The sequence below is a fragment of the Sphingomonas sp. DMC6 genome, assembly GCF_056314225.1.
In genome coordinates, this window is record NZ_JBQUYT010000010.1 from 24,418 (window position 1) to 44,046 (window position 19,629).

Below are 19,629 nucleotides of genomic sequence, written 5' to 3' on the forward strand. Positions count from 1 at the left end.
TCCGTACCCGGTGAACGTCGACCTTTTCGATTTCGAACTGCCGAACGACCGGATCGCGCTGCGCCCCGCCAGCCCGCGCGATTCGGCACGGCTGCTGGTGCTGGACGGAGCGGAGACGCGCGATGCGATCGTGCGCGATCTGGCGGACCAGCTTCGCCCCGGCGACTGTCTGGTGTTCAACAACACCCGCGTGATCCCGGCCCAGCTCGAAGGCACGCGCGGCAATGCGCGGATCGGCGCCACGCTGCACAAGCGCGAAGGGCCGCGCCGGTGGCGCGCCTTTATCCGCAATGCCAAGCGACTGGATGCAGGCGACGCGATCGATTTCGGCGCGGGGGTGACAGCCATCGCCTCTGACCGCGCGGCGGACGGCAGCTTCGCGCTCGATTTCGCCGGCGACGAGCCGGTCGAGCTGCTGCTCGAACGCGCCGGGCGGATGCCGCTGCCGCCCTATATCGCGTCGAAGCGCCCGACCGATGAACGCGACGCCGAAGACTATCAGACGATGTTCGCCGCCGAGCCCGGCGCCGTCGCCGCGCCCACTGCGGCGCTGCACTTCACGCCCGGCCTGATGGCGGCGCTGGAAGCCGCCGGGATCAATCATACCACGCTGACGCTACATGTCGGCGCCGGCACCTTCCTGCCGGTCAAGGCCGAGGATACCGACGACCACCAGATGCATGCCGAATGGGGCCGCATCGACCAGGCCACCGCCGACCGGCTGAATGCCGTGCGCGCGGCGGGCGGCAGGATCATCGCCGTCGGCACCACCAGCCTGCGCCTGCTCGAAAGCGCGGCCGGGGAGGACCGGGTGATCCGCCCGTTCGAAGGCGACACCGCGATCTTCATCACCCCCGGCTATCGTTTCAAGGGCGTCGACGGGCTGATGACCAATTTCCACCTGCCTCGTTCCACCCTGTTCATGCTGGTATCGGCACTGATGGGGCTGGAGCGGATGCAGGCAGCCTATGCCCATGCCATTCAGAACGGCTATCGCTTCTACAGCTATGGCGACTCATCGCTACTGTTGCCGACCCGGCCCTGACGGTCCTCGCGGCACGCCCACAGCGCCGATTGCTTCGCTCGTCCATTTGTCGCAAGGAAGCTGCTATTAAGCAGTTTCAATCTATGTCCCACGCGCCTGCCGACACTTCCTCCAAAATGCAGGCCGACGGATAAAAGAGCCCGAAGCGCGATGCCCGCCAGCCAAAATGCCGACGTCAAAGGTTTGTCCAAGCATGTCGCCGGGGGATCTGCTTGGCTGATATTCAGTAAGCTAACCGTTAAACTAATTGATTTTTTATCACTACTAATCTTGGCTCGCCTGCTCACGCCCAGTGACTTCGGTCTGGTTGCGCTGGCGCTCAGTTGCGTGGTGATCATCGAAACAGTTTTCGAGATTTCGACCGATCAGGTGCTGATCGGCCAGCGTCCTATTACGCGCGCACATCTCGATACGGCATTCACCATCTCGCTGCTGCGCGGGCTGGTGGTTACCGTTCTGCTGCTGCTGGCCGCAGCACCCATTGCCCATTTTTATGGCGATCCTCGACTGCTGGGGTTGATCGCCGTGATAAGCTTCACGCCCTGGTTTCGCAGCGTCCGCAGCCCCGTGCTTTCGAAATTCCGTCAGCAATTGAATTTCAAAAAGGACGTCCTGCTTTCGATCATCGGGAAAACCGGTGCACTGTTGATTGCCGGCGCGGTCGCCTGGGAGACCAGAAGCTACTGGGCGATTGCATGCGCCAGCATCGCGGGGCCGGCAATTTCCGGCCTCGCTTCCTTTGTAGTGGCCCCGTATAGGCCTCGCCTCAGCCTGTCGGAATGGCCGGTGTTCGCCGGCTTCTTCGCCTGGACCACGGCGGCGCAAGTCTTCGCGGCGGTCAATTGGCAATATGAAAAGCTTGTCCTCGGGCGCCTGATTCCGGCGCACGACCTGGGCGCCTTCACGCTGGCCAGCGACTTGTCCGGGCTGCCGGAACAATCGCTCATTCAGCCGATCTACGGCCCGCTGCTGTCGGCGTTCAACCTAGTAACGCACGACGCGGAACGGCTGCGGGCCGCCTATATGCTGTCGAGCGTAGGATTGCTGGCGGTGGGCACACCTGCGATGGTGGGGCTTGGTTTCCTGTCGGATGCCGCTGTGGCCGTCGCTTTCGGCCCGAAATGGCAGAGCGTCGCACAACCGATGCAATGGCTGTGCCTTACGCTGATCCTGCCGCCCCTCACGGCGCCGCTGGGATCGCTCGCCACTGCCTTGCGCCGCCCACATGTCTGGGTCTGGCTGAGCGCGTCGGAATTTTTCATCAAGCTTCCGCTGGTGACGCTCGGCGCCCTCTACTGGGGCATTTATGGCGTGATCGCCGCGCGTGCATTGACGACGCTCGCGCTGACGCTTCGCTCGCTGCTGATCGTCAAGCAGCTGATCGGCGTCCCTGTCCTCCGCCAGATGGCGCAGTGCATCCGCCCCCTGGTTTCCGGCGCCGTGCTGGCTGCAACGTTGCTCGCGATCCGGGGTGAACTGGTGGGCCTTGGCACCTTCCCGCTGTTCTGCGGGCTCTGTGTCTGTGCGGTGATCGGGCTGGCGGTTTATATCGCTTGCCTCATTCTGCTCTGGGTGGTGGCGGGGCGCCCCGCCGGGCCTGAGGCAAAGCTGCTGGCGGTGGCGAAGGCGCTGTTCGGCCGGCTTCGTCCGCGTGCCGCGATCGGCTGAACCACCCGGACACGCACAGGCATCTTGGGGCTGGCGCGGCACGCCCAGCGACGATACGGCAGAGAAGAGCGGCAAACGCCGCCTCCAACGCCACGGCACCCCGCGCTGCGCTTGCCGAAAAGAATGAGGTCCAGGATGCGCCTGTCTTTGCTGCCGCTTGCTCTCCTCGCCGCCGCACCGGCCGCGGCCCAGGACCATAGCCGCCCCGGAGGCGATGCGGGCGGCAACCCGATTACGCCTGTCACGGTCGGTCAGCCGGCTGCGACGGTGATCGCCGAGCCGGTGGCGATGATGATCGCCGCATTTGACGCCAATGGTGACGCCAAGGTCACGCGCGCCGAATTCGACGCAGGACTGCGCCACAGCTTCGACAGCATCGATACCGCGCACAAGGGCTGGATCGACTATATCGCCTATTCGGACTGGTCCGAACGCTGGATGGGCGACCGCAACACCCTGCCCAGCCCGTTCGAAGTGGATCGCGACGGCGACAACCATATCACCTTCGATGAACTCGCCGCCCGCTTCGACCTGCTCTGGACGCGGTTCGACAAAAACAAAGACGGGGTAGTCGAACGACGCGAACTGGTGACGATCCGCCCGCCCGCTTCCAGCCTGATGGACGGCCGCCGCAAGGGCCGACGCTGAATTCCATCGCATCGGGCTAGCCTCGTGCAAGTTCCGACCGCTAAGAAGGCTGCAATGTCCGCGCACCACGACCATCACCACCACCACGGCCACAGCCACGGGCATTCGCACGCCCCGGCCGATTTCGGCCGCGCCTTCGCGATCGGCACTGCGCTGAACCTTGCCTTTGTGGTGATTGAAGGCGGGGCGGGCATCTGGTTCGATTCGATGGCGCTGCTAGCCGATGCCGGGCACAACCTGTCCGACGTGCTGGGCCTGCTGATCGCCTGGGTCGGCGCCGAGCTGGGCAAGCGCCCCGCCACCTCTCGCTTCACCTATGGCCTAGGCGGCTCCTCGATTCTGGCGGCGCTGGCCAATGCGCTGCTGCTGCTCGTCGCGATCGGCGCGATTGCGCTGGAGGCGATCGAGCGGCTGTCGCATCCGCCGGCCGTCGCGGCCGTGCCGGTGATGCTGGTGGCCGGCGTGGGTATCGTCGTCAATCTCGGCACCGCGCTGCTGTTCGCGCGCGGGCGGCACACGGACATCAACATTCGCGGCGCCTACCTGCACATGGCCGCCGATGCGGGCATTTCTGCTGCTGTAGTCGCAGCCGGCGCCGTAATCTGGTGGACCGGCCTGCGCTGGATCGATCCGGCGGTCAGCCTGCTGGTGGTGCTGGTGATCCTGTGGGGCACCTGGGGCCTGCTCAGGGAATCGCTCACCATGGCGCTGCAGGCCGTGCCGGACCATATCGACAGCGACCGGGTGGAGGCCATGCTGCTGGACCTGCCGGGGGTGGAGCGCGTCCATGATCTGCATATCTGGCCGATGAGCACCACCGAAGCGGCACTCACGGCACATCTCGTGATGCCGGGCGGCCATCCGGGCGATGCGTTTCTGAGCGAGTTGCAGCACCAGTTGTCGCACGATTTCCGCATCGATCACTGTACGGTCCAGATCGAACTTGGCGACGGCGCGGCCTGCCGACTGCACGGAACCCATGGCTGAGGCGGCTGTCCAGACCCGGACTGGTGTGCAGTCGGGCGTGGACCTCGTCATTTTTGATTTCGACGGCACCTTGTCCGACAGCGGCGACTGGTTTCTATCGGTGGTCGATCATCTGGCAGACCGCTTCCGCTTTCGCCGTGTAGCACCGCAGGAAGTGGAACTGCTTCGCCGCAAGAGTTCGCGCGAAGTGATCGCCTATCTGGGCATTCCGGCCTGGAAAATGCCATGGATCGCCCGCTACACGCGCAAGCTGGTGAGCCGCGAAACCCACCGGATCGAGCTGTTTCCCGGCACCACCGATCTGCTCGAACGGCTGGTTGCCACCGGTGTGCGGCTGGCGCTGGTCACGTCCAATTCGGAAGCCAATGCCCGCGCGATCCTGGGGCCGCGTCACGCCGCGCAGATTGAGTGTTTCGCCTGCGGATCGTCGCTGTTCGGCAAGGCGCCGAAGTTCCGCCGTGTGCTGCGCAGGCTGGGTGTGCCGCCCCATGCGGCGCTGGCGATCGGCGACGAGACGCGCGATGTCGAGGCCGCACGCGAGGTGGGCATGCGCGCCGGATCGGTGCTCTGGGGCTATGCTGCCGAGGAAGTGCTGGCAGCCACCGGCCCCGATGTGCTGTTCCGCACGCCGCAGGACATATTGGACTATGTCGCCGCGCACCGCTGAGCGGGCGAGCAGCCCCTCACCGCTTGGCTTGGCGCCGAAACCGCGCCAATAGCGCGACATGCCCCGTTTTCAGTTCACCATCCACGCCACCGACGGCAAGGCGCGCCGCGGCACCATTGCCATGCAGCGCGGCGAGATCCGTACCCCCGCCTTCATGCCGGTTGGCACCGCCGCCACCGTAAAGGCCGTGAAACCGCAGGACGTGCGCGCGAGCGGCGCCGACATATTGCTCGGCAACACCTATCACCTGATGCTGCGCCCGACCGCCGAGCGCGTCGCCCGGCTGGGGGGCCTCCACAAATTCATGGGCTGGGACCGGCCGATCCTCACCGATTCGGGTGGCTATCAGGTGATGAGCCTGTCCGAACTCACCAAGCGCAGCGAGGAGGGCGTCGCCTTCGCGTCGCACCTCGATGGCTCGCGCCACATGATGAGTCCGGAACGCTCGATGGAAATCCAGCGGCTGCTCGGCTCCGACATCGTCATGGCGTTCGACGAGCTGGTGCCGACCACCTCCACCCGCGAGGTGCAGGCCAGGGCGATGGAACGGTCGATGCGCTGGGCGAAGCGCAGCCGCGCCGGCTTCGATTCGGGCGAGGAACATGCCGCCCGCGCCGCCCTGTTCGGCATCCAGCAGGGGGCACTCGACGAAGGGCTCCGCAAGGCGAGCGCAGACGCGCTGAAGGACATCGGCTTTGACGGCTACGCCGTGGGTGGCCTGGCGGTCGGCGAAGGCCAGGAGGCGATGTTCGGCGTGCTCGACTATGCCCCGGGCCAGCTCGACGAAAGCAAGCCGCGCTACCTGATGGGCGTCGGCAAGCCCGACGACATTGTCGGCGCGATCGAACGCGGCATCGACATGTTCGATTGCGTGCTGCCGACCCGCTCCGGCCGCACGGGTCAGGCGTTCACGCGCGGCGGGCCGATCAACATCCGCAACGCGAAATTCGCCGAGGACCAGGGGCCGCTCGATCCGGCATGCCCCTGCCCGGTCTGTGCGCAGTGGAGCCGCGCCTATCTCCATCACCTTGTCCGCGCCGGGGAGATCCTGGGCGCGATGCTGATGACCGAGCATAATCTCTGGTTCTACCAGACGCTGATGGCCGATCTGCGCGCGGCAATCGAGGAAGGGCGGCTGACCGCCTTCGCCAACAATTTCCGCGCGCTTTATTATGGCGGGGCGGGCTGAGCGCCACGCCCCGGGCCATCAATCCTCGGCGGCGATGCGCACGCGCAGACCGTCGAGTTCTTCGGTAAAGCGCAGCTGGCACGACAGCCGCGAAGTCGCATCGCGATCGGCCGAGCTGTCGAGCAGATCGTCCTCGTCCATGCTCATCTTCGGGAGTTTGTCCGCAAATTCCGGGTCGACATGAACATGGCAGGTGGCACAGCTGCAGCAACCGCCGCACAGTGCCAGCAGTTCGTCAAAGCCGTTGTCGCGGATGACTTCCATCACGCTGAGGCCTGCCTCACCTGTGACCGTACGCTCTGTTCCATCCCGCGTGACGACGATAAGCTGGGGCATCGCATTCTCCTTTTGCCGGGCGGTCCATGCCGCCGATCCGGCGCCAGTTCAAGGACACACCGCATGGGACTGAGCGCCGAACAGCTGAAAGCATCGCTGGATGCCCTCGCCGCCATCGAACCCGGCTTTGCCGCCGGGTTGGCGCGGGCGGGCTATCCCGAGCCGCGAATCCGCGCGCGGGGCTATGCCACGCTGCTGCGCACGATCATCGGCCAGCAGGTGAGCGTTGCCGCCGCCCAGTCCATATGGAATAAATTGGAGGCCGCACTGGGGAGGATCGACGATCCGAACGCGCTGGCGGCAGTCGACGACGACACGCTGCGCGCCGCCGGCCTGTCGCGCCAGAAGATCGGCTATGCCCGCAGCCTGGCCGAGGAAGTGACGAGCGGCAGGTTGGACCTCGCCGCGCTGCCGGCAGACGATGAGGAAGCGATTGCCGGCCTCACCGCCATCAAGGGCATCGGCCGCTGGTCGGCGGAAATCTATCTGCTGTTCGCAGAAGGCAGGCCCGACATCTGGCCGGCAGGCGACCTGGCCGTGCAGATCGAGATCGGCCGCCTGCTCGGCCACCCCGAACGGCCGAGCGAAAAACAGACGCGCCTCTGGTCCGAGGCCTGGCGCCCCCATCGCGGTGCGGCAGCGATCTTCGCCTGGCACCATTACGGGATGATCAAGGGCGCGATCTGAGGCGAGCCTGTCAGGCGACCAGCCCCGGCCCCTCCAGCTTGACCACCGGCACCGTGCCCAGTCCGCGCGGCAACGTGAGGGTGAGGCCCTTCGCGCTCTGGTGGAAGGGCACGTCGCCGCCGCCCAGCAGCCGCGCCCGCGCCACCCGCCCCTGGCCATGGCCGGCGAGCGCCTGCACCGTCAGCGGGTGCTCGGGCGCCTTGAGGCAGAACAAGTAGAGCGCCCCGCCCTTGGCGGTGAAGCGGACATCGCCTTCGGCGAAGCCCTTGAACGCGCCTTCGTTCATCATCCCGGCCGTGAGCTGCGTCGGCCCCTCGCCATAGCGACGCCACGGGCGGCTGCCGAATACCGCTTCGCTGTTCACTGCCATCCAGGCGGTGAGATCGTCGAGGATCTTCTCTTCCTCGGCATCGATGGTGCCGTCGCCGCGCTGCGGCACCGACAGCAGCAGATTGCCGTTCTTCGAAATCACGTCGGCCAGTCGCGTGAGCACGTCGTTCGCCGATTTGTAGCGCTTTTCGGTGAACAGGCTGCGCTTGTAGAACCAGTCGCCCAGGCAGGTATCGGTCTGCCACGGCTCGTCCCACAGATGGTCGGCAAAGCCGCGCTCGACGTCCTGCACCAGCCCGAACCGGGCATAAGGCTTCAGCTGCTTGGCGTTGAGCACCACGTCAATCTTGCCGTGCCAGGCAATCGAGCGGTTGTAATAGTCCGCCGCCGCCGCCAGCCCCACCGGGCCGAAGGGCAGTTCATAATCGTCGAAATAGCAAAGATCGGGCTGATATTTGCTGACCAGGTCGATCTGGCGACGCAGCCAGCGTGTTGCATAGCCGGGATCTTCGGCCGGGCCATGCTCCATCCACTGGCCGGTATTGTCGTCCTGCCACTTCTGCATCGCCGCGACCGTATCGAGGCCGTCGGGCGCGGGCAGGTGCTTGCCGGTGTAGAGCAGTTGCGGGTCCAGCCCTTCCCACCATTTGCCGACGCCGTCGGCCTTGGTCAGGCGGAAGGCGTCATAACGCTCGCCCTTGCGCGGCCCTTCGGCATCATAGGCATAGGCGGTCTGAAACCAGTGCCAGGCATGCGCCGCATGGTTGGACACGCCGAAGCGGAGCCCGTGCGCGCGGGCCACCTTCGCCCAGGTGCCGACCACGTCGCGCTTCGGCCCGATCCGCGTGCTGTTCCACGGGTGATGCGCGCTGTCATAGCAATCGAAATTGTCGTGATGGCAGGCCAGCGACACGAAATACTTCGCACCGGCCTTCACATAGCGCTGCATCAGCGCTTCGGGATCCCAGTTGGCGGCGGTCCAGCGATTCTGGACTTCCATGAAGCCGACATCGGCGGGGTGGCCATAGGTCTTGCGATGGAAATCGGAGACGTGATGGCCCTGCATGTACATCAGCCGTCCGTACCAGTCGCCCTGTTCGGGCACGGCCTGCGGCCCCCAGTGCGACCAGATGCCGAACTTCGCATCGCGGAACCAATCGGGGTAGCGGTAATGCGCGACCAACGACGGCCAGTTGGCCTGCACCGGACCATCGGCCACTGCCTGCGCCCGCGCAATTGCCGGCATCGCCGCCAGCCCCGCCAGAACCCCGCGCCGCCGCCACCCTGATCCGATCATTATTACCTCCGCTGAACCACGACAGGACCACCTTGATACCGCACTTCGGCATCAAAGCCATTGTCGTCGTTCACGGGCTTACCGGCGCTCACCCATTTCACCCGGAAGCTGCGCGCCGCCGCCATGCCTGGCCAGCCCTTGCCCTCGCGCGCGCCGATCGTCAGCGTGCCTGCCTTCTCGTCCCAGACCATCGGGATGCGGCTGAACGCCCCCGCCTTATATTGCTCGCTGCGGCCATCGTCCTCGTAGAGCGAGAAGCTGCCGTTCGCGCCGGTATAGACGGTGATCGTCAGCGGCGCGTCGGGCGCCTGGTCGACATATTGCGTCACTGGCCCCATCGGCACGATCGCGCCGGCCCGCACGAACAGCGGCATCCGTTCGGCCGGTGCCGCCACGCCTGCGAACGTGCCGCCGCGATAGGGTTTGGCGGAATAGAAATCGTACCAGGTGCCGGTGCCGGGGAAATAGACCACCCGGCTGCGCGCCTTGTACTCGGTCACCGGCGCAACCAGAAAGGCGTCGCCGAACAGATACTGGTCGTTGATGGTCCGCGCCTTGCCATCGGCGGGGAAGTCCATCGCCATGCCCCGCATGATGCTGCCGTCCTTCATATAGGTATCGGCGCCCAGCGTGTAGATATAGGGCATCAGCCGATACCGGAGCTGGTCGTACCACACCATCGATCCTCGCATCGGCGAGCCCTCGGGCGAAATCTCGTAGATCTCGCGATACGGGAACTCGCCATGGCTGCGGAACAGCGGGCTGAACGCGCCGAACTGGAACCAGCGCAGGTTGAGCTCGCGCCATTCGGCCACGTCTTCCGGCTTCGGGTTCTTCACCGAATAGCGGTCCTCGAGCGCGAAGCCGCCAATATCGTGAGTCCAGTTGGGCAGGCCCGACATCGAGGCATTCACGCCAGCGGAAATCTGCGCGCGCAGATCATACCAGCGGCTCGCCACATCGCCCGACCACACCGCCGCACCATAGCGCTGCAGCCCGGCAAAGCCCGAACGGGTCAGCAGGAACGGACGCACATCGGGCTTGAAGGCGCGCCAGCCGTCAAAAAAGGCGCGTGCGTTCATCAGCGGATAGCTGTTGAAATATTGCGCCGCCGGGCCGATCGCCGTCGGTCCCATCGTGTCGATCCGCTCGGCGATCGACAGGTTCGAGTGCATGTCGGGTTCGCTGGCATCGGCCCACCACGCATCGGTGCCGATCACGCCCAGCTTCGCCTGCACCTGCCGCCAGAAGATGCGCCGCCCCTCGGCCGAATAGGGATCGTAGAAGGTGCTCTGGAAACCTGGCCCCACCCAGTCCCTGTTCCCCTGGCGCAGATTGCCCTGATAGGCAGCCCCCGCGGCGGCCAGTTCCTTGTAGTTCTCCGTCGTCGGGTAGAATTTCGGCCAGACCGAGATCATGAAGTTCGCGTGCAGATCGTGCACCTTGTCGATCATTGCCTTCGGGTCGGCGAAGCGCGTGGGATCGAAATCGTGGCTGCCCCAGGCGTCGTCGCGCCAGTAGCGCCAGTCGAGCACGATATTGTCGAGCGGGATGTTCAGCGAACGATATTTCTCCACCACGCCGGTCACCTCGGCGGCGGTGTCGTAGCGCTGGCGCGACTGCCAGAAGCCATAGGCCCATTTGGGCATCATCTCGGCCTTGCCGGTAATCTGGCGATAGCCGGCAATCGCGCCGTCCATATTCTCGGCGGGTACGAACCAGTAATTCTTGGCCTGCGCCACTTCGCTGGTGAACCAGACCGAATGGCGGTCCTGCCCCGGCAGCGGATCATTGTGGAGCAGCGCCATATAGCCGTTGTTCGGCGCCCATTCGATGCGGATCTTGACCGGCTTGCCCTTCACCATCGGCAAGTCGAAATTGGTGTACCAGGGGTTCCAGTTCTGCCGCCACCGATCGAGCACCAGCCGGCCATCGGCATAGAGCTTGAAATAGCTGGAGGCATAGAGCTGGAACTTGTGTGTGCCGGCCACTTCCGGCTGCAATTCGCCGGTCCACACCACGGTCTGTTTCTGCACGGCATTGCCGGCGGGGTTCTGCCCGCCGCTGGCAGCCACCGTCTTCGCCTTGGCCGCTTCCGGCCAGTTCTTCTGGTCCTTGATATACTGGTAATCGATAGTCGTTTCCTGCCGCGCCACGGCCAGCGTGCCGCCGAGGAAATATTCCGCCTTCCAGCCCGGCTTGCCGTCGCTGGTCACTTTCATGTCCTCGCCCACCGGCGTGTAGGGCCGGGGATTGCCGAACCGGCTGATGCCGGGATTGTCCCACAGCAGGCCGTAGCCGCGCGTCGAGACGACGAACGGCACGGCGATATCCATATTGTGCTGGGCGAGTTCGACGTCCTCGCCATTGTAATTCATCTGGGCGTTCTGGTGCTGCCCCAGGCCGTACAGTCCCTCGTCGGTGCCGCGATTGAACTGCTGGCTGACGGTGACGAACGGCTTGCCCTCCACCGACACCGGCCGGAAGGTTGCCGCGCCCGATTCGGCGAGCAGCTCGCGGCCCTTCGCGTCGGTAAAGCGCACCCGACCGGTGGCGATCTCGATATCGGCGGTGGCGCGCGCTGCCTTCACCAGCACATGGCCGTTCGCGCTGCTCACTTCGAACGCGCCGGGCGCAGGCGGGTCGGGCGCCATCAGGCTGGGGGCGAGCGCGGCATTCTCCAGCCCCTTGGGCATGGCCACGATGTGGAAGATGCCGTCGCCATGGACCGACACCTGCACGCGGGACATACTGCCGCCGGTCGGCGTCACCACCACCCCGTCGGCCGTGCGGCTATAGCCATGGTCTTCGGTTGCCTGCGCCGCGCCCATCGCGCTGCCCGCCAGCAGCGCCGCGATCCACACCTTGGTCATGCCCGTCTCTCCTGCCCGTTCTTGTTTATCGCAGCGGAGCAGGAAAGGCGGCTCGCAGCGGCGCCGCCGCTACGGATCTTCATCCTCTGCCCCTGGCATTTCACGTCTTGTCACGCGGAAGGTTAGCGCTACCAAAATGCGAATGGAACCGGTGGCCGGAAATTTACTTTCGGCCGCCGCCATGCAACCCAAACGCAGCAAGCGTCGGGGACGAGGAGAGGAAAATCATGGCCATGCAGAATTTCAGCCGCCGCACCATGCTCGCCGGGGCGGCGGGCGCCGGCCTCGCCGCGGCAATGCCATCGCGCGCGCGGACACCAGCGGCCGGCGACGCGGTATTGCCGCTCTGGCCGGGCCGGGCGCCGGGCGCGCCGGCCACGCTGCCGACGCCCGCGACCGAACAGCGCTCCAAGGATCCGGGCTTCAACGATCGCTGGCTGACCGGCATCGACGTGCCGACGCTAACGATACGCCGCGCCGCCAACCCCAATGGCAGCGCCGTGATGCTGGTGCCCGGCGGCGGCTATGGCTTTCTGTCCTGGGACAATGAAGGCGAGGAACAGGCGCGCTGGCTGAATGCGCTGGGCGTCACGGCCTTCATTCTCAGCTATCGCCTGCCCGCTGAAGGCTGGGCGAACCGCGCCACCGTGCCGCTGGCCGATGCGCAGCGCGGCATCCGGCTGATCCGCCACCATGCGCCCCGATATGGCGTGAACCCGGCGCAGGTGGCAGTGCTGGGCTTTTCGGCCGGCGGGCATCTGACCGGCAGCCTCGCCACCCGCCATGCCGAGGCGGCCTACACGCCCGTCGACGCCGCCGACCGGCTTTCCGCGCGGCCCGATCTGGCCGGGCTGATCTACCCGGTGGTCACGCTGGCCCAGCCTTTCAGCCATGGCGGCTCGCGCGACCATCTGTTCGGGCCGGGGGCCGACCCCAAGGCGCTTGCCGCCGCCTCGCTCGAGAACCGCGTTTCCGCCGATACGCCGCCGCTGTTTCTGGTCCATGCGAGCGACGACGGGCTGGTGCCGATCGCCAACAGCCTTGTGCTATATCAGGCGACGCTCACGGCCCGCCGCCCCGCCGAACTGCACGCTTTCGACCTGGGCGGACACGGTTTCGGCGTGCGCCTGCCGAAGACTGCACCAGCATCGGCCTGGCCTACCCTTTTCACCGCCTATGCCCGCCGGCACGGGGTGATGCCGGGCTGACGCCCTCGCGCGGGAATCAGGCCCGTTCGCGCGCCGGGGCGCGGCGGCGGCGCGCGGGTGCGGCCACCGACAGGCTGGGCACGACCGGCGCCTCGGCCCGGTCGAACCAGCCCAGCGCGCCGGAGATGGTCGCGGCCGTCTGCTTGAGCAGCGCCAGTGCCTCGTCTTCGGAGACATGCGGCGCATCGTCGATCGCAGCCAGAAACGGAATGGTCAGCGCCGCGACGACATGGCCGTCGAAGCCGAATACCGGGCAACTGATGTCCGAAACGGCCGTGATCCGCGCACTGGGAATCGATTCATACCCTTGCGCCCGAATGGCGTCGAACCGGGCGTGCAGCGCTGCCGGCAGCGACTTGGGGAACAAGCCGCTGCGCCGCTCTTCCTCCATGAAGGCCAGAAGCACATGGCCCGAACAACTGGTGCGCAGGTCGATCTCGGTACCCAGCCGCACCGCAAAGCCGGTGGCGCCGGGGCTTTCCTGCCGCGCGACGATCAGCCCGTGCGTGCCATTGACGACCACCAGATGGCAGGATTGCTGCGTTGCCGCCGCCAGCAGGTGCATCGGCTGGGTGGCGACATGGGTGAGTTCCTGCGCCGGCGTTGCGCGATGGGCGATTTCCAGCAGGCGATAGGTGACGCGATAGCGGTCGCTCGCCGGCTCCTTGTGCAGCCAGCCACGGCGATCGAGCACGACGATGATCCGGAACAGCTCGCTGATCGAGCGTCCCAGCCGCTGCGCGATCTCGCTGATCGTCAGGCCTACCGGCTCGGTGCTGAGCAGTTCCAGCACATCGATTCCCTTTTCCAGCGCCGGCGCGGCATAGACCGGCTGCCGGGCGGGCTCTCCTTCGACTGTCGGCTTTTTACCCATATGACCTGTGCTTAGCGGCATTAGCCGTTTTTGTCATGCCAATCGCATCTCGCCAGTGAAATTAGGCGCAAATCGCTTGCAACGAAAGTTACTTTGACTGATGAAAGCAATGAAAGGGGAGCGGATGCGTTTTGACAGCAAGATCGCGGTGGTCACGGCCGCTGCGCATGGTATTGGCCGGGCGACTGCATTGCGACTGCGCGACGAAGGGGCACGGGTTTTCGGGCTCGACCGCGATGCGGAAGCACTGGCCGCGCTGGAAGGCGTGGAGCCGGTGGTGATCGACCTGCTCGACGGAGACGCGATCGCCGCTTTGCCGGCGCGGATCGGGCCGGTCGACATTCTGGCCAACATCGCCGGTTTCGTCGCGGCGGGGTCGATCCTCGACGGCACCGATGCCGACTGGCACTTGTCCTTCGACCTTAACGTCCATGCCATGCACCGCATGATCGGCGCCTTCCTGCCGGCGATGCTCGAAAAAGGCGGCGGGGCGATCGTCAACATGTCGTCGATTGCCTCGAGCGTGAAGGGCATCCCCAATCGCTATGCCTATGGCGCCAGCAAGGCAGCGGTAATTGGCCTGACCAAATCGGTCGCGGCAGACTTTGTCGCGCGCGGCATCCGCTGCAATGCGGTGTGCCCCGGCACGGTCGACACTCCCAGCCTGCGCCAGCGCGTCGCCGATCAGGCCGCGGCGCAGGGAATCACCGTCGCGGAGGCACATGCCGCCTTCGTCGCCCGCCAGCCGATGGGCCGGTTGGGCCAGGAAGACGAAATCGCCGCCCTCATCACCTATCTTGCCAGCGACGAAGCTGCCTTCACCACCGGTGCGGTCCATGTGATCGATGGTGGCTGGGTCAACTGAAAGCCCCGTTATGACAGTGTTTTCCCCCGCGGCCGCAGCCGCCCCGGCGGCAATGACCGCCCGCATCACCGGCCTGCGCACGGTCGACCTGCGCTTCCCGACCAGCGCCTCGCTCGACGGGTCGGACGCGATGAACCCGGACCCGGACTATTCGGCGGCCTATGTCGTGCTGGAGACGGATGTCCCGGGATTGGAGGGGCACGGCCTCACCTTCACCATCGGCCGCGGCAATGAAGTGTGCATCGCCGCGATCGAGGCGATGCGGCATCTGGTCGTGGGGCTGGACCTCGCCTGGATCGCCGAGGATGCCGGGCGGATGTGGCGACACCTGACCGGCGACAGCCAGCTCCGCTGGATCGGCCCGGACAAGGGCGCGATGCACCTCGCCACCGGCGCGGTCGTCAACGCTATCTGGGATCTGTGGGCCAAGGCCGAAGGCAAGCCGGTATGGCAGCTCGTCGCCGACATGACGCCCGAGCAGCTCGTCCGCGCGATCGACTTCCGCTACCTGACCGACGCGATCACGCCCGAGGAAGCGCTGGCCCTGCTCACCGCGCGTGCCGAGGGCAAGGCGGCGCGCGTCGCGACGCTGAAGGCCGATGGCTATCCCTGCTACACCACCTCAGCCGGCTGGCTCGGCTATCCGGACGAAAAGCTGCGCAGGCTGGCGCAGGAGGCCGTCGATGCCGGCTTCCACCATATCAAGCTGAAGGTCGGTCGCGATCTGGCGGACGACATTCGCCGCGTGCGCATCGCCCGCGATGTGCTCGGCCCAAACCGCAAGCTGATGATCGACGCCAATCAGGTGTGGGAAGTCGGCCAGGCGATCGAATGGGTCAACGCCCTCGCCTTCGCCAATCCCTGGTTCATCGAGGAGCCTACCAGCCCCGACGATGTGCTGGGCCACAAGGCGATCCGCGACGGCATCGGCAAGGTGCAGGTCGCGACCGGCGAGATGTGCCAGAACCGCATCCTCTTCAAACAGTTCATGGCGCTGGGCGCGATCGACGTGGTCCAGCTCGATGCCTGCCGCATCGGCGGCGTCAACGAAGCGCTGGCGATCCTGCTGCTGGCGGCGCGCTATACTCTGCCGGTCTGCCCGCATGCCGGCGGCGTGGGGTTGTGCGAATATGTCCAGCACTTGTCGATGATCGACTATCTGTGCTTTGCAGGCACGATGGAGGATCGCGTGATCGAATATGTGGATCATCTGCACGAGCATTTCCTCGATCCCTGCGTGATCCGCGACGCCGCCTATATGCCGCCGCAGCGCCCCGGCTATTCGATCGAGATGAAGCCCGAGACGCTCGCCGCCTTCCGGTTCGGCGCATGAATCTGGGCCTCGCCGGCAAGGTCGTGATCGTCACCGGCGGTTCGTCGGGGATCGGCGCTGCCATTGCCGCCGGGCTGGCGCGCGAAGGCGCCCTGCCCGCCATCGTCTCACGCGAGGTGCCGCCGCCCGATCTGGTGGCGCAGCTGGGCACCGACTGGCTGTTCCACGGCTGCGAACTGGCCGAGGACGATGCCGTGGTCGCCGCCGTCGAGGCGGTGGTGGCGCGTTGGGGCCGCATCGACGGGCTGGTCAACAATGCCGGCCGCAACGACAATCTGGGGTTCGAGGCGACACCGGCCGAGTTCCGCGCCTCGCTCGACATCAATCTGGTCCATTATTACGGCATGGCCCGCGCCGCCCTGCCCCATCTGCAGGCGGCACGCGGCGCGATCGTCAATGTCGCCTCGAAGACCGCGATCACCGGCCAGGGCCATACCAGCGCCTATGCCGCCGCCAAGGGTGCGGTGCTGGCGCTGACGCGCGAATGGGCGGTGGCGCTGCGCGGCGACGGCATCCGGGTGAACGCCATCATGCCCGCCGAAGTGGGCACGCCCGCTTATGCCGAATGGCTGAAGAGCTTTGACGATCCGGTCGCGCGCCGCGCGGAGATCGAACGCCGCGTGCCGCTGGGCCACCGCTTCACCACGCCGGAAGAAATTGCCGACACCGCGCTGTTCCTGCTGTCCGACCGGGCGAGCCACACCACCGGCCAGTGGCTGTTCGTCGACGGCGGCTACACGCATCTCGACCGCGCCATCGAATAAGCGCGCCAACGCGCATCGGACCAAGGAGAGGACATCATGGCCAGCAAGGCCGCCCGACGCTACACGCCCGCCATCATCCTCACGGTTTCGCTGTTCTTCCTGTGGGGGATGGCGAACAACCTGAACGACATTCTGATCGCGCATTTCCGCCGCGCCTTCACGCTCAGCGATTTCGAGACCAGTTTCGTTCAGCAGGCCTTTTATCTCGGCTATTTCCTGCTCGCGACGCCGGCGGCGCTGCTCGCGCGACGGCGTGGGTACAAGGCGGCGATCGTCACCGGGCTGTCACTCTATGCGCTGGGGGCGCTGCTCTTCTATCCGGCGACGCATTTCGGCGAATATCGCTGGTTCCTGGCGGCGCTGTTCGTCATCGCCTGCGGCCTCGCCTTTCTCGAGACCTCGGCCAGCCCGCTGATCGCCGAGCTGGGCAGCCCCGAAGGCGCGGCGCGCCGGCTGAACTTCGCCCAGGCGGCCAATCCGCTCGGCACGATCTTCGGCGTGCTGATCGGCAAATATTTCATTCTGTCGAGTTTCGCGCAGGACGATCACGCGCTCGCTGCAATGTCGGCCGCCGAGCGCACCGCCACGCTGCGGGGCGAGCTGGCATCGGTGCAGGGGCCTTATCTCGCGATCGGCCTGGTCGTGCTGGGCTTCGCCATCGCTGCGGCGCTGATCGCCTTTCCGGCGCCGGCAAAGCACGAGGAGGCCGCGCCGATGGGCGGGGCATCGGCGATCCGCGTCGTGCTGCGCGAACCGGCGCTGGTCTTCGCCGTGGTGGCGCAGTTCTTCTATGTCGGCGCGCAAGTCGGACTGTGGAGCTTCACCATCCGCTATGCCCAGGCCAACCTGCCCGGCCTGACCGACCGTGCGGCGGCCGATTATCTGTTCGCCAGCCTGGTATTGTTCGGCATCGGCCGCTTCGTCGGCGCCGCGTTGCTGGGCCGGGTGTCGGCGCCGTATCTGCTGGCGCTGTTCGCGGGCATCGCGGCGGTGCTCACTGCGCTGGCCATATTCGTCGGCGGGCTGTTCGGCATTTATGCGCTGGTCGCGGCCAGCTTCTTCATGTCGATCCAGTTCCCCACCATCTTCGCCATCGGAATTGAGCGGCTGGGACCGCTGAAGCAGATCGGCGCCTCGCTGATCGTCATGGCGATCATTGGCGGCGCGGCGATTACTGCGGCGATGGGGCGGATTTCGGATCTTGCGGGAATCAACCGCGCCCTGCTGGTGCCGGGCATCGGCTTTCTGGTGGTGCTGGCCTTTGCCATGGCGGCGCGTCGAAACGCGCCCGCAGACTGATACCACATTGCGTTGATAAGCCCCCCTCGCTGCTCCGCGAAGCGTCGCCCCGGCGAAAGCTGGGGTCGGCTGGGGTCTGGCTGTCAGCTCTTGCCGATAATGAGGGGCGAACGGCTCCTGGCTTTCGCCGGGGTTACGGCTGGTGAAGCGCTTGCGACCGGGGTGCGCCGACATCCATGCAAGCTGGTATAAGCGGGCGACGGTAGGGCGTGCCCGCCCCGGCCGGCCCGTCAGCCACGGTCGGTGATGTTGCCGATGGTTCGCAGCATCCGCTCGACCCAGCCGTCCATCGCCCTGCGTCCGCGCTCGGTGAGCCCGACGAACGAGCGGCGGCCATCCTGCGCATCGCGCGAACGCTCCACCAGGCCATGGGCTTCCAATATTGCGAGATGCCGCATCGCGGTGGTGGTGGGGACATTGGCGCCGATACAGGCGCTGGAAACCGACAGGCGGCGCTCCGCCAGTTCGGCCAGATAAAGATCGAGCAGAATGTCCCAGGCGGGTTCGCCAAAGATAGCCGCGTCCGCGCCAAAGGCTGCGTCGCGGATGCGCCGGGCGCGATATACTGCCTCTACCACCCGCGCGTGCAGCGGCTGGTTGCGGGCAAGCAACCGCTGCCGCGCCACGGCCAGCAGATCAGCTATCTCGTGCAGTTCGCTCTGCTCGGGGTCGGCGGGCCGCAAGTCACCCATGCAGATGCCCTCCCACTGCCGTCAGGACCAGGCCGGGTCCTCGCCATATTGCCGGATGCGTTCCCGATGCCGCAGCGTGGCATAGGCCAGGATGAGCGGCTTTGGATAACTCCACGCCGCAGCCATGACCGAATAGGAGAAAGGCATCAGCTTGGGACTGAGCATCAGCAGGTGCGTGATGAGCGTGTCGAGCACAATCGCTGCCATCCACATTGGCCAGTAACGCTGCGCCCGCAGCGCCAATACCGTCACCGCGACGAACATCACCAGATCGACCAGCATCAAGCCGGTCTCGAGATTCTGGAATCGCACCTCGCCCGCAGACGGCACGAAGTGCGATGCGACCACCGCCGTGATGAGAATGACCACGCCCCAGCGTTCCGGTGCGCCCCCTTTCAGGAGCGCGTAGGAACAACAGACCAGCAGCAAGGTGAGATAAACCAGGACACGCATCAGTAGCTCCGGATGCAGGTACCTGCCCCACTGTCAACCGGCACATTCACGCGACTTCGCTGATCGCCACCACGGTTTCGAGTTCGCCGTGCGGCGTGTCGTGCGGCGGGGTTTCGAAGATATCGCCCTCGCCCAGCACCTGATGGCGCACGGCTGCCGCGCGCAGTTCGCCGTGCATCTGCTTGATGTCCTTCAGCGCGCCGAACACCTTGGCGGTTGCGTCGCCGAGAAACTCGACTGCCGACTGGGCTTCCAGCGGGTGAAAGGTACCGTCAACACGGGCAGTGAGAACGGCCGTGCCGACCGCCAGCACCTTCAGCGCGGCTTCGTTGACGGCCTTTTCCGCCGGCTGCAGCGAGCGGGCGATGCGGACAGCGGCAATGGTCTTGGGTGAAGTCATGATTCTTGCTCCCC

19 protein-coding genes are annotated in these 19,629 nt (G+C 66.0%); 12 read left to right on the plus strand and 7 right to left on the minus strand.

Annotation, left to right across the window (positions count from 1 at the left end):
- Positions 1-10 precede the first annotated feature (10 nt).
- The 6 genes from queA (at position 11) to tgt (ending at position 6,204) form a co-directional block, all read left to right on the plus strand.
- The gene (queA, locus tag ACT53M_RS17735; protein WP_476235070.1) at positions 11-1,045 is read left to right on the plus strand and encodes a tRNA preQ1(34) S-adenosylmethionine ribosyltransferase-isomerase QueA; all 1,035 of its coding nucleotides are present in this window, start codon (positions 11-13) and stop codon (positions 1,043-1,045) included.
- Between the two features lie 150 nt (positions 1,046-1,195).
- Positions 1,196-2,713, plus strand: a complete 1,518-nt coding sequence (locus ACT53M_RS17740; protein ID WP_476235072.1) for an oligosaccharide flippase family protein — start codon at positions 1,196-1,198, stop codon at positions 2,711-2,713.
- A 123-nt stretch (positions 2,714-2,836) separates the two neighbouring features.
- Positions 2,837-3,361 carry an EF-hand domain-containing protein gene (locus tag ACT53M_RS17745; RefSeq protein WP_476235073.1) on the plus strand — a complete coding sequence of 175 codons (525 nt, stop codon included), beginning with the start codon at positions 2,837-2,839 and terminating at the stop codon, positions 3,359-3,361.
- Positions 3,362-3,415: 54 nt separating this feature from the next.
- The gene (locus ACT53M_RS17750; RefSeq protein ID WP_476235074.1) at positions 3,416-4,348 is read left to right on the plus strand and encodes a cation diffusion facilitator family transporter; all 933 of its coding nucleotides are present in this window, start codon (positions 3,416-3,418) and stop codon (positions 4,346-4,348) included.
- Positions 4,341-5,015 carry an HAD hydrolase-like protein gene (locus ACT53M_RS17755; RefSeq protein ID WP_476235076.1) on the plus strand — a complete coding sequence of 225 codons (675 nt, stop codon included), beginning with the start codon at positions 4,341-4,343 and terminating at the stop codon, positions 5,013-5,015. Before ACT53M_RS17750 ends, ACT53M_RS17755 begins: the two co-directional genes overlap by 8 nt.
- A gap of 58 nt (positions 5,016-5,073) precedes the next feature.
- Positions 5,074-6,204: a tRNA guanosine(34) transglycosylase Tgt gene (tgt, locus tag ACT53M_RS17760; protein ID WP_476235078.1), complete on the plus strand. Its 1,131-nt coding sequence runs from the start codon at positions 5,074-5,076 to the stop codon at positions 6,202-6,204.
- Positions 6,205-6,222: 18 nt separating this feature from the next.
- Here tgt and ACT53M_RS17765 read toward each other — a convergent pair whose 3' ends face one another.
- Positions 6,223-6,540: a 2Fe-2S iron-sulfur cluster-binding protein gene (locus ACT53M_RS17765; protein WP_476226810.1), complete on the minus strand. Its 318-nt coding sequence runs from the start codon at positions 6,538-6,540 to the stop codon at positions 6,223-6,225.
- 63 nt (positions 6,541-6,603) lie between these two features.
- Between ACT53M_RS17765 and ACT53M_RS17770 the strand changes: the two genes are divergently transcribed.
- A complete protein-coding gene (locus ACT53M_RS17770; RefSeq protein ID WP_476235080.1) occupies positions 6,604-7,227 on the plus strand; it encodes a DNA-3-methyladenine glycosylase family protein in 624 nt (207 codons plus the stop codon).
- 10 nt (positions 7,228-7,237) lie between these two features.
- Here ACT53M_RS17770 and ACT53M_RS17775 read toward each other — a convergent pair whose 3' ends face one another.
- Both ACT53M_RS17775 and ACT53M_RS17780 read right to left on the minus strand, forming a co-directional pair.
- Positions 7,238-8,854 (minus strand): alpha-L-fucosidase, encoded by a 1,617-nt coding sequence (locus ACT53M_RS17775; protein WP_476235082.1) that lies wholly within the window; start codon positions 8,852-8,854, stop codon positions 7,238-7,240.
- A 2-nt stretch (positions 8,855-8,856) separates the two neighbouring features.
- A complete protein-coding gene (locus ACT53M_RS17780; RefSeq protein ID WP_476235084.1) occupies positions 8,857-11,727 on the minus strand; it encodes a glycoside hydrolase family 31 protein in 2,871 nt (956 codons plus the stop codon).
- 227 nt (positions 11,728-11,954) lie between these two features.
- Between ACT53M_RS17780 and ACT53M_RS17785 the strand changes: the two genes are divergently transcribed.
- On the plus strand, positions 11,955-12,935 hold the full coding sequence (locus ACT53M_RS17785) for an alpha/beta hydrolase (RefSeq protein WP_476235085.1): 981 nt from the start codon (positions 11,955-11,957) through the stop codon (positions 12,933-12,935).
- A gap of 16 nt (positions 12,936-12,951) precedes the next feature.
- On the opposite strand, the gene ACT53M_RS17790 is transcribed toward ACT53M_RS17785, so the two are convergent.
- Entirely contained in the window at positions 12,952-13,809 is an 858-nt protein-coding gene (locus ACT53M_RS17790; protein WP_476235086.1) for an IclR family transcriptional regulator, read from the minus strand.
- A gap of 124 nt (positions 13,810-13,933) precedes the next feature.
- On the opposite strand from ACT53M_RS17790, the gene ACT53M_RS17795 reads away from it, so the two are divergent.
- The 4 genes from ACT53M_RS17795 to fucP are packed head-to-tail and all read left to right on the plus strand — an operon-like array spanning position 13,934 to position 18,070.
- The gene (locus ACT53M_RS17795) at positions 13,934-14,674 is read left to right on the plus strand and encodes an SDR family oxidoreductase (RefSeq protein WP_476235087.1); all 741 of its coding nucleotides are present in this window, start codon (positions 13,934-13,936) and stop codon (positions 14,672-14,674) included.
- Positions 14,675-14,726: 52 nt separating this feature from the next.
- On the plus strand, positions 14,727-16,007 hold the full coding sequence (locus tag ACT53M_RS17800) for an L-fuconate dehydratase (protein ID WP_476235089.1): 1,281 nt from the start codon (positions 14,727-14,729) through the stop codon (positions 16,005-16,007).
- On the plus strand, positions 16,004-16,771 hold the full coding sequence (locus tag ACT53M_RS17805; RefSeq protein WP_476235091.1) for an L-fucose dehydrogenase: 768 nt from the start codon (positions 16,004-16,006) through the stop codon (positions 16,769-16,771). Before ACT53M_RS17800 ends, ACT53M_RS17805 begins: the two co-directional genes overlap by 4 nt.
- 36 nt (positions 16,772-16,807) lie before the next feature.
- Positions 16,808-18,070, plus strand: coding sequence for an L-fucose:H+ symporter permease (gene fucP / locus ACT53M_RS17810; protein ID WP_476235093.1), 1,263 nt, complete (start codon positions 16,808-16,810; stop codon positions 18,068-18,070).
- Between the two features lie 230 nt (positions 18,071-18,300).
- Here fucP and ACT53M_RS17815 read toward each other — a convergent pair whose 3' ends face one another.
- The 3 genes from ACT53M_RS17815 to ACT53M_RS17825 are packed head-to-tail and all read right to left on the minus strand — an operon-like array spanning position 18,301 to position 19,615.
- A complete protein-coding gene (locus ACT53M_RS17815) occupies positions 18,301-18,762 on the minus strand; it encodes a MarR family winged helix-turn-helix transcriptional regulator (protein WP_476235094.1) in 462 nt (153 codons plus the stop codon).
- 21 nt (positions 18,763-18,783) lie between these two features.
- A complete protein-coding gene (locus ACT53M_RS17820) occupies positions 18,784-19,215 on the minus strand; it encodes a hypothetical protein (RefSeq protein WP_476235095.1) in 432 nt (143 codons plus the stop codon).
- A gap of 46 nt (positions 19,216-19,261) precedes the next feature.
- Positions 19,262-19,615, minus strand: coding sequence for a hypothetical protein (locus ACT53M_RS17825; protein ID WP_476235096.1), 354 nt, complete (start codon positions 19,613-19,615; stop codon positions 19,262-19,264).
- Positions 19,616-19,629: the final 14 nt, after the last annotated feature.